Origin of the sequence: Streptomyces sp. NPDC018947, from assembly GCF_044390505.1 — a bacterium.
In the GTDB taxonomy this organism is placed as follows: domain Bacteria; phylum Actinomycetota; class Actinomycetes; order Streptomycetales; family Streptomycetaceae; genus Streptomyces.
In genome coordinates, this window is the sequence record NZ_JBIRZD010000014.1 from 233584 (window position 1) to 242208 (window position 8625).

The 8625-nt window shown below is 71.9% G+C and carries 9 protein-coding genes; 1 reads left to right on the top strand and 8 read right to left on the bottom strand.

The window, feature by feature from the left end; translation table 11 throughout:
* Positions 1-207: 207 nt before the first annotated feature.
* From ACH499_RS25900 to ACH499_RS25935, 8 genes are all read right to left on the bottom strand, one after another.
* On the bottom strand, positions 208-402 hold the full coding sequence (locus tag ACH499_RS25900) for a hypothetical protein (RefSeq protein ID WP_356199536.1): 195 nt from the start codon (positions 400-402) through the stop codon (positions 208-210).
* Between the two features lie 45 nt (positions 403-447).
* Positions 448-681, bottom strand: a complete 234-nt coding sequence (locus ACH499_RS25905; protein WP_365598458.1) for a hypothetical protein — start codon at positions 679-681, stop codon at positions 448-450.
* Positions 682-737: 56 nt separating this feature from the next.
* Positions 738-1808: a WYL domain-containing protein gene (locus tag ACH499_RS25910; RefSeq protein WP_356199540.1), complete on the bottom strand. Its 1071-nt coding sequence runs from the start codon at positions 1806-1808 to the stop codon at positions 738-740.
* A gap of 18 nt (positions 1809-1826) precedes the next feature.
* Positions 1827-2780: a WYL domain-containing protein gene (locus ACH499_RS25915; protein ID WP_365598454.1), complete on the bottom strand. Its 954-nt coding sequence runs from the start codon at positions 2778-2780 to the stop codon at positions 1827-1829.
* 126 nt (positions 2781-2906) lie between these two features.
* Entirely contained in the window at positions 2907-3278 is a 372-nt protein-coding gene (locus tag ACH499_RS25920) for an FKBP-type peptidyl-prolyl cis-trans isomerase (protein WP_356199543.1), read from the bottom strand.
* A gap of 57 nt (positions 3279-3335) precedes the next feature.
* Positions 3336-4337, bottom strand: coding sequence for an FKBP-type peptidyl-prolyl cis-trans isomerase (locus ACH499_RS25925; protein WP_356199544.1), 1002 nt, complete (start codon positions 4335-4337; stop codon positions 3336-3338).
* A 149-nt stretch (positions 4338-4486) separates the two neighbouring features.
* Positions 4487-5848: a Pup--protein ligase gene (pafA, locus tag ACH499_RS25930; RefSeq protein WP_043374854.1), complete on the bottom strand. Its 1362-nt coding sequence runs from the start codon at positions 5846-5848 to the stop codon at positions 4487-4489.
* Between the two features lie 9 nt (positions 5849-5857).
* Positions 5858-7117, bottom strand: a complete 1260-nt coding sequence (locus ACH499_RS25935) for an MFS transporter (RefSeq protein ID WP_356199546.1) — start codon at positions 7115-7117, stop codon at positions 5858-5860.
* A gap of 106 nt (positions 7118-7223) precedes the next feature.
* Here ACH499_RS25935 and ACH499_RS25940 point away from each other — a divergent pair, with 106 nt between their 5' ends.
* Positions 7224-8234: a LacI family DNA-binding transcriptional regulator gene (locus tag ACH499_RS25940; protein WP_399018632.1), complete on the top strand. Its 1011-nt coding sequence runs from the start codon at positions 7224-7226 to the stop codon at positions 8232-8234.
* Positions 8235-8625: the final 391 nt, after the last annotated feature.

Consider the following 8625-nt stretch of genomic DNA (forward strand, 5'->3'; position numbering starts at 1 on the left):
TCCGACCCGTCGGACAGGCGTCCGACCGATCGTGTCGTGCAGCGATCGTAACGCTCGGGGGTGAACGTCAGGCAATCCCCGTGCGTACTCCCGTCCGCGTCCGGGCCTCGTTTTCCGGATCGCGGTCAGCAGCGTACCTGGCGGGCCCCGCCCGGTGACAGGGCGAAACCGCCGGGAACGGCCGCCGGCCCGCTCACGCCCGCGGGCTCACAGCGCGTCCACGGAGCGGGCGGCGCTCTCGGCGGCGCGTTCCAGGTCGGCGGCGGCGCGGTTGATGCGGCTCGCCGAGTCCGACACCTGCCGGCCCAGCCGCTGCGCCTCCACGAACACCCGCACGGCGAACACCGCGAGGACGGCGAGACCCAGGAAACCCACGGCAACCGCGAACATCGGCCAGAACATGAGGGCGAGCCTAGACCGTCGGGCCGCGCGGGTCCCAACCGAAGGTCAGCCGGCGGAGTGCAGCCTCAGCGTCCTGACCCCGCCGTCTGTGAGCAGTTCCACGATGCGGTCCCCCGCGGGCTTGCGGACGGTGCATCCGCAGCCGGGGCAGGTGAACGAGTAGAACGTGGTGCGGCTCGTGGCGCCGATGGCCAGGCGCAGGGCCCCGGCGGCGAGTTCGAAGCGGCCGCGGCAGTCCGGGCAGCCGGCCTTGAAGACGACCGGGGAGACACGTCTCATGCCGGCGAAAGCGGACGCCGCCGTGATGCCCGGTGCTCCGGACCCCGTCGCCTCGCTCACAGTCCTCGCTCCTGCCTGTCGTCCGGTCCGTCCTGCTCCGCGGGGGCCTGCGACGCCCGCCGCGCGTCGTGCTCCGTGCCGGCGTCGATCCCGTCGTACGCCGCGAGCGCCTCGCGGGCCGCCTGCCGGGCGCTGCCGGCGAGCTCCGGCGGCGACACGATCCGGCCGTCGCGCCCGAGCCGCAGCGCCAGCCGCCGCAGGGACGCCGGGTCGGGCGTGCGCAGGGTGATGCGCAGGCCGCCGTCGGGCAGTTCCTGGGCGCTGTCGTGCGGGTAGTACTCGGCGACCCAGCGTCCGCCCGGGCCCACCTCCACGACGACCTCGGGATCCTCGGCGGCCGGCTGCACCAGCGCCTCGGACAGGTCCCGCAGCTCCACCTCCGGCGGGGCGGCGGGCTCGTCCAGGATCCGGATCTCGGCGACCCGGTCGAGCCGGAAGGTGCGCCGCGCCTCGGAGCGGCGGCACCAGGCCTCCACGTAGGTGTGCCCGACGCTGACGAGCCGGATGGGGTCGATCTCGCGCTCGGTGAGTTCGTCGCGGGCCGGCGAGTAGTAGCGGATCCACAGGCGCCGGCGCTCGGAGATCGCGCGGTCGACGTCGGCGAAGACACCGCCCTCGGACTCGAAGGTGACGGACAGCCGCGAGCTGGCGCCGGCCGCCTCGCCGGCCGCGGTCTCCACCTTGGCGGTCGCCCGCAGCAGCGCCTGCCGGTCGCTCTCGCGCAGTCCGGGCAGGGTCGCCACGGCGCGGGCGGCGACGAGCAGCGCGGTGGCCTCGTCGGCGGCGAGCCGCAGCGGCTCCGCGGCGTCCGCGCCGAGGGCCGCCGGGTTGTGCCACCAGATGCGCTCGCCGTCGGTGTCGATGTCGAGCAGGTCACCGCCGCGGAAGCTGGTGCCGCACATGGGCAGCACGTCGAGGTCGGAGACCAGCTCGTCCTCGGTGATGCCGAAGGCGCGGGCGACGTCCTCCACGCGGGCGCCGGGACGCTCGCGCAGATAGGTCACCAAGGACAGCATCCGTCGGGTCTGGTCGATGGCGTTCACGGGCCTGACCGGTTTGCCTGCCACTGTGTTGTCCGTTCCCCCTCAGCCCTTGGCCACGGCGCGCAGCCGGTCCACCACGTCCGCACGCAGCTCCGCGGGCTCCAGGACCACCACGTCCGGCCCGAACTCGACCAGCCAGGCGTCCAGGCCGTGCCCGTACGGAATCTCCAACTCGTCCCAGCCGTCACCGAGTTCCCGTACGGCGGTGGCCTTCGCCCGAAGGGGGTAGCCCGCGCCCGTGCGCAGCCGGATCAGCGCGGAGCGGTCGGCGGTCTCCCCCGCCCAGCTCGCCACCGTCTCACGCACGGTGACGACGTCGGGCACGGGTGCGGTGAACCGCGCGCCGCGCGAGCGCACCTTGCCGGTGATCCGCGACAGCCGGAAGACGCGCTCGGCGCCGCGGTCGCGGTCGAATCCGGCCAGGTACCAGTGGCCGCGCCAGCATTCCAGCGCCCACGGCTCGACGTGCCGGGGCTCGGGCTGGGCGGCGTTGGCCTTGCGGTAGTCGAAGAGGACCGGGCGGCGGTCGCGGCAGGCCAGCATCAGCGGCTCGAAGGCGGCCTCGTGCACGGGGATGCGCGGCTCCAGCGCGCCGTGCGCCTCGTAGGGGTCGACGTCCTCGGGCAGCCCTGCCGCGCGCAGCTTCTGCAGCGCGCCGCTGGCCGCGCCGGCGAGCCTGGCCTGCTGCCAGACCTTGGCGGCGAGCCCGAGGGCGGCGGCCTCCTCGGCGTCGAGCGTGATGGGCGGCAGGCGGTTGCTGTCGCGGCGGGCCAGGTAACCGATCTCGCCGTCGAGGTTCTCGACGGTCTCGATGACCAGGCCCAATTCCCGCAGGTCGTCCTTGTCCCGCTCGAACATGCGGTTGAAGGAGTCGTCGGAGCCCGCCTCGAGGTAGGCCTCGATGGAGTCGCGCAGCTCGCGCTTGCTGAGTGGCCGCCGCGTCCCGAGCAGACACAGCGCCAGGTTCATCAGCCGCTCGGCCTTGGCAATGGCCATCGACGCCCTTCTCCCTATGGTGCTTACGACGGATGACCGTACCGCCCCGCGGTGGCGCGGCAAAAGCCGAGGGCCCATGCCCGGACAGGCATGGACCCCAGGTGACCGGCTCCGATCGGACTTCGATCAGACTCCGAGGAGATCGACCACGAAGATCAGCGTCTCGCCGGGCTGGATCGCCGGGGTCGGGCTCTGGTTGCCGTAGGCGAGGTGGGCGGGGATGGTGAGCTGGCGGCGGCCGCCGACCTTCATGCCCTGCACACCCAGGTCCCAGCCCTTGATGACGCGGCCGCCACCGAGGGGGAAGCGGAACGGCGTACCGCGGTTCCAGCTCGCGTCGAACTCCTCGCCCGTGCTGAAGGCGACACCCACGTAGTGGACGGTGACGGTCTGGCCCGCCTGCGCCTCGGCGCCGTCGCCCTCCCAGATGTCCTTGATCTCGAGATCCGCCGGGGGCTCGCCGCCGGGGAAGTCGATCTCGGGCTTGTCGATGCTCACGTGTTCAGCTCCTGCTTGTCGGAAAGGCAACGGGCCAAGTCTTACATCCCCGAGGGGTCACATCTTCGCCAGGAGGTCGACGGAGAACACCAGCGTGGCGCCCTTGTCGATGCCGCTTCCCTCGGGCGGGTTGTCGCCGTAGCCGAGGTCCGGCGGGATCACGATGAGGACGCGGCTGCCGACCTTCTTGCCGGTCAGACCCTGCGACCAGCCCTTGACGACCTGCTGGAGCGAGAAGGACGTGAGCTGCTTCCGGCTGTACGTCGAGTCGAACTCCTTGCCGCCGTTCCACACGACGCCCTTGTACTGGACGAGCACGGTGTCCTGCGCGCCGACCTCGGGGCCGTCGCCCTCGATGACGTAGTTCGACACGAGCTTCTTCGGCGGGTCGGTGTCGGGCACCTCGATGGAGGGGGCCGCGCCGTCGGTGTTGGTGCCGACCTTGGGCAGTGCCGCGTCGTCCTGCGGGACGTCCTTGCCCTTGGCGGAGCTCTTGGCGTTGAAGGTGTCCTGCACGTCGACCACGAAGACCAGGGTGTCGGTGCCCTTGATGCCGCCCTGCTCGTTGCCCTGCTCGCCGTACCCGTAGGCGGGCGGGACGGAGAACTCGACGCGGCTGCCGGTCTTCTTGCCGGTGAGCGCGTAGCGCCAGCCGTCGATGATGCTGCCCTGGGAGAGCTGGATGACGATGGGCGTCTTGCGGTCCCAGGAGTTGTCGAAGACCTTCGCGGTGTCCCAGATCTGGCCCAGGTAGTTCGCCACCAGGAAGTCGTTCTCGGCGACGGCCTTGCCGCCGCCGGCGATGACCGTCTTCACCGCGAGGTCCTTGGAGGGCTCGCCGCTGCCCTTGGCCACCGTCGGCTTCTCACCGAACTTCGTGCCCGCCGTGATCGCCGGCAGCGGCCCGTCGACGATCTTCGGGGACGGCGGTGCGGACGTGGCCGACGCCTTGGGCGTCGCGCTGTCGCTGGCCTTGCTCGAACCGGAGTCTTCGTCACCGCATGCGGCGAGTGTGACCAGTCCGGCGGGAACGGCGATGAGGAGTGAGCGTCGGCGCACGGTGGGGGCCTCGTATCGGTGTGGTCGGTCCTGCTTGATGGCGTGCGCGCAACTCTACGGCGTGAGAAGGGCACCGTACGGGTAACGTACGGTGCCCGTGTGGCGTTCCGGGCCCGCTCGGGCACGGAACGCTCCTCACCCGGTCCGGGTCACATCCCGGCGATCAGCTTCTCCACCCGGTCGTCCACCGAACGGAACGGGTCCTTGCACAACACCGTGCGCTGGGCCTGGTCGTTGAGCTTCAGGTGGACCCAGTCGACGGTGAAGTCCCGGCGCTGCTCCTGTGCGCGCCGGATGAAGTCGCCGCGCAGCCGGGCCCGAGTGGTCTGCGGCGGAACGGACTTGCCCTCGAAGATCTTCAAGTCGTTGGCGACCCGGGCCGCCTGGCCCTTCTTCTCGAGCAGGTAGTACAGGCCACGACGCCGGTGGATGTCGTGGTAGGCGAGGTCTATCTGGGCGACCCGCGGGTGGGACATGGTCATGTTGTGCTTGGCCCGGTACCGCTCCAGGAGCTTGTACTTCATGACCCAGTCGATCTCGGTGTCGATGCGGTCGAGGTCCTCGGTCTCGATCGCGTCCAGCGTGCGCCCCCACAGTTCGAGCACGCGCTCGACGGTGCCGGTGCGGATGCCGCGGCGCTCGCAGAAGTCCACGGCCTTCTCGTAGTACTCCCGCTGCACCTCCAGCGCGGAGGCCTCGCGGCCGCTGGCCAGGCGCACCTTGCGGCGCCCGGTGATGTCGTGGCTGACCTCGCGGATCGCCCGGATCGGGTTCTCCAGGGTGAGGTCGCGCATCACCGTCCCCGCCTCGATCATGCGCAGCACCAGGTCGGTGGCGCCGACCTTGAGCAGCATGGTCGTCTCGGACATGTTGGAGTCGCCCACGATGACGTGCAGGCGCCGGTAGCGCTCGGCGTCGGCGTGCGGTTCGTCGCGGGTGTTGATGATCGGGCGGGAACGGGTCGTCGCCGAGGAGACACCCTCCCAGATGTGCTCGGCGCGCTGGCTGACGCAGTACACGGCGCCGCGCGGCGTCTGCAGCACCTTGCCGGCGCCGCAGAGCAACTGCCTGGTCACCAGGAACGGGATGAGGATGTCCGCGAGCCTGGAGAACTCCCCGTGCCGTGCGACGAGATAGTTCTCGTGGCAGCCGTAGGAGTTTCCCGCGGAGTCGGTGTTGTTCTTGAAGAGGTAGACGTCGCCCGCGATTCCCTCCTCGTGCAGGCGTCGTTCGGCGTCCACCAGGAGTCCTTCGAGAATGCGCTCGCCCGCCTTGTCGTGGGTGACGAGTTCGATCACGTTGTCACATTCGGGTGTCGCGTATTCCGGATGCGATCCCACGTCGAGATAGAGGCGGGCCCCGTTGCGCAGAAAGACATTGCTGCTGCGGCCCCATGACACGACACGGCGGAAGAGGTACCGCGCCACCTCGTCAGGCGACAGGCGGCGCTGTCCCCTGAACGTGCACGTGACGCCGTACTCGTTCTCCAGCCCGAAAATGCGGCGGTCCATGACTGAACATTACGCCTGATGACCCGAACTGAAACGGGGTTCGACGGCACGGTTCGGATCATTTTCCGATGAAGCCGCAACGACCTCTCGCCGGGCGGGAGCTGCGAGGACCCGTCCCGTGCAGGCCAGCACGAGCAGGGACACCGCTCCGGCCGCCCCGGGCAGGGCGAAGCCCCACAGCGCCCCGCCCGCCTCGACGACGGGCCCGGCGAGGCCCGTTCCCACCGAGGCACCCACGGTGAACGTCGTCACCAGCCAGGAGAACGCCTCCGTCACCGTGCCCCGCGGCGCGTGGTGGTCGACCAGGACGAACGCGCAGGCGATGCAGGGTGCGAGGAAGAGGCCCGCGAGCACCGTCAGCAGCACCATGGGGAACGCGCCCGGCATCAGCATCAGCGGCAGGTAACACACCGCCAGAAGGGCGACCAGGAGCCGCAGTCGCCGCGCGGGATCGCCGGCCCACTGCCGGGCCCCGTACACGGTCCCGCCGACCAGCGCGCCGAGCCCCAGGGCGGCCATCAGCCAACCGTAGACCGCGTCGCCGCCGTGGTCGTCCGCGTACGGAACGGAGGCGACGGTGATGGAGCCGAGCGCCATTCCGATGAACAGGAACGCCCCGAGCAGCGCCAGCAGCCCGGGCGAACGCAGGGCGCCCAGCCAGTGTGCCTCACGCGGAGCCGACCGCCACGCGCGCGAGGGGGGCGACACGACCACGGAGAGGGCGCCCAGCACCCCGAGCGCGTTGAGCACGAGCAGCGCGACCAGCGGGGACCACAGCGAGACGCACACCGTCACCAGCAGCGGGCCGACGGTGAACATCACCTCCTGGGCCACGGCGTCCATGGCGTACGCCGCGTGCACCTGGTCCTCCTTGCCGAGCACGCTCGGCCACAGGGCCCGCAGTCCGCCCTCCAGTGGCGGCGTGAACAGGCCCGCGGCCCCCACGGCGACGTAGGCGAGGGCGACCGTACCGGTACCGGCGAAGGCGAAGACCGCCATGGCCACCGCCGACACCACGGCGGCGGGAAGCTGCACGCGGGGCTGCCCGTGCAGGTCGACCAGCCGCCCCAGCACGGGCTGCCCCACGGCGTTGGCGACGCCGTACACGGCGGCGAGCGCCCCCGCCAGGCTGTACGAGCCGCCCTCCGCCCGCACGAACAGCACGATCGCGATCGCCGCGGTGGCGTTGGGCAACCGCCCCACCAGCGTGCCGACGAGCAGCCGTACGGCGTGCCGCGCCCGGAGTATGTCCAGGTATCCGGCGACCACGACCCACCCCCTTCTCGGGAAGACTCTTGGGGTTTTACGTATAACGTCCGTGGCCATACGTACCATGTCGGCTGTCCACGAGTCCAGACGAAAGCGCAGGCGAACGGTGGCACGAGGCAGCACCCGCCCCACCAGCCGGGACGTCGCCCAGGCCGCCGGCGTCTCCCAGGCCGCGGTCTCCCTCGTCCTCGGCGACAAGTGGCGCGGCCGCGTCTCGGAGCCCACGGCACAGCGGGTCCGCGAGGCCGCCCACGCGCTGGGCTACCGGCCGAACCTCGCCGCCCGCAATCTCCGGCTGGGCCGCACCCGGACGGTCCTGCTGGTCGTCCCGGCGCTGACCACGGAGTTCTTCGCCGGCGTCTACACGGGCGCCGCGCGCGTCGCCGCCGAGCACGGGTTCGGCGTGGTGCTCTACCCCTCCCCCGAGGGCGTCGGCCCCGCCCGGAACCCCTTCGCCTCCGCGCAGGCCGCCCTGGACGGCGTGATCGCGTCCTCCATGGCCGCGGACGCGCTCAGCGCCATCCGGGGCGACCAGTTGCCCCTGGTGATGCTGGACAGCGACCCGGAGGGGAGTCTGGGGGCGGCGACGGTCAACCTGGACATCGCGGACGGCGTCCGCCAGATCGCGGAGCACCTGCTGGGTCTCGGCCACCGGCGCTTCCTCCACCTCGCGGCGGACGTCCCGTCCTGGACCTTCGAGGTACGCGCCCGGGAACTGGCGGCACGGCTGGACGCGGTCCCCGGCACCACGCTGCGCACCGCACGGGCCCGCATCTCGATCGAGGACGCGCTGACGGCCACGGAGGCGGCGCTGGCCGGTCCCGGTCCGCGTCCGACGGCGCTGGTCTGCGACGACGACAAGCTGGCGGCCGGTGCCTACAAGGCGGTCCGGCGGCTGGGGCTCCGCATCCCGGACGACCTCTCGGTCACCGGCCTGGACGACCTCGGCCTCGCCACGGCCATCGACCCCGAACTGACGACGGTCCGCCTGGACGCGGAGCTCTTCGGCGAACGGGGGATGCGGGCTCTGCTGGCGGTCCTGGAGAACCGCACCCCCGAGGCGGGCGACATTCCGGTGACCCTGATCCCCAGAGCCTCCACGGCCCCGCCCCACTGAGGCGCTCCGCCGGCAGCAGTGCGGCCGGCCTGTCCGACGTCACCGGTCCCCCGGCGTGAGTGCGGTGCCCGACGTGGGCACGCGGTCCGGCGTTGCCCGGTTGCCCGCGTGGGTGCGGACGCGGGGTGGGTCGCGCGCCCGGCGCTGGAGAGGTGCCTCCCAGGCCCATCAGGCACTGCGGGAGCCACGGCTGCTCGCAGCCAGGGCGGGGCCGCAGCCAGGGCGGCACAGCGGCCCGCGGCTGCGACGGCGCGGGCGCCGGCGGGACGGCGTCAGCCGAGGCGGGAACGGCGGTCAGCCGGGGGCGGGAGACGACGGCCCGCAGTCGCGTACGGCGGGAAGGGGACGGGTCGGGGGGTGTCCGCCCGCAGCGGTTGGCGCGTCAACGCCG

Coding starts and splice junctions, on each gene's coding strand:
- ACH499_RS25900 (WP_356199536.1), bottom strand. CDS start 402: ATGTTCTGGCCGATGTTCGCGGTTGCCGTGGGTTTCCTGGGTCTCGCC.
- ACH499_RS25905 (WP_365598458.1), bottom strand. CDS start 681: ATGAGACGTGTCTCCCCGGTCGTCTTCAAGGCCGGCTGCCCGGACTGC.
- ACH499_RS25915 (WP_365598454.1), bottom strand. CDS start 2,780: ATGGCCATTGCCAAGGCCGAGCGGCTGATGAACCTGGCGCTGTGTCTG.
- pafA (WP_043374854.1), bottom strand. CDS start 5,848: ATGGACCGCCGCATTTTCGGGCTGGAGAACGAGTACGGCGTCACGTGC.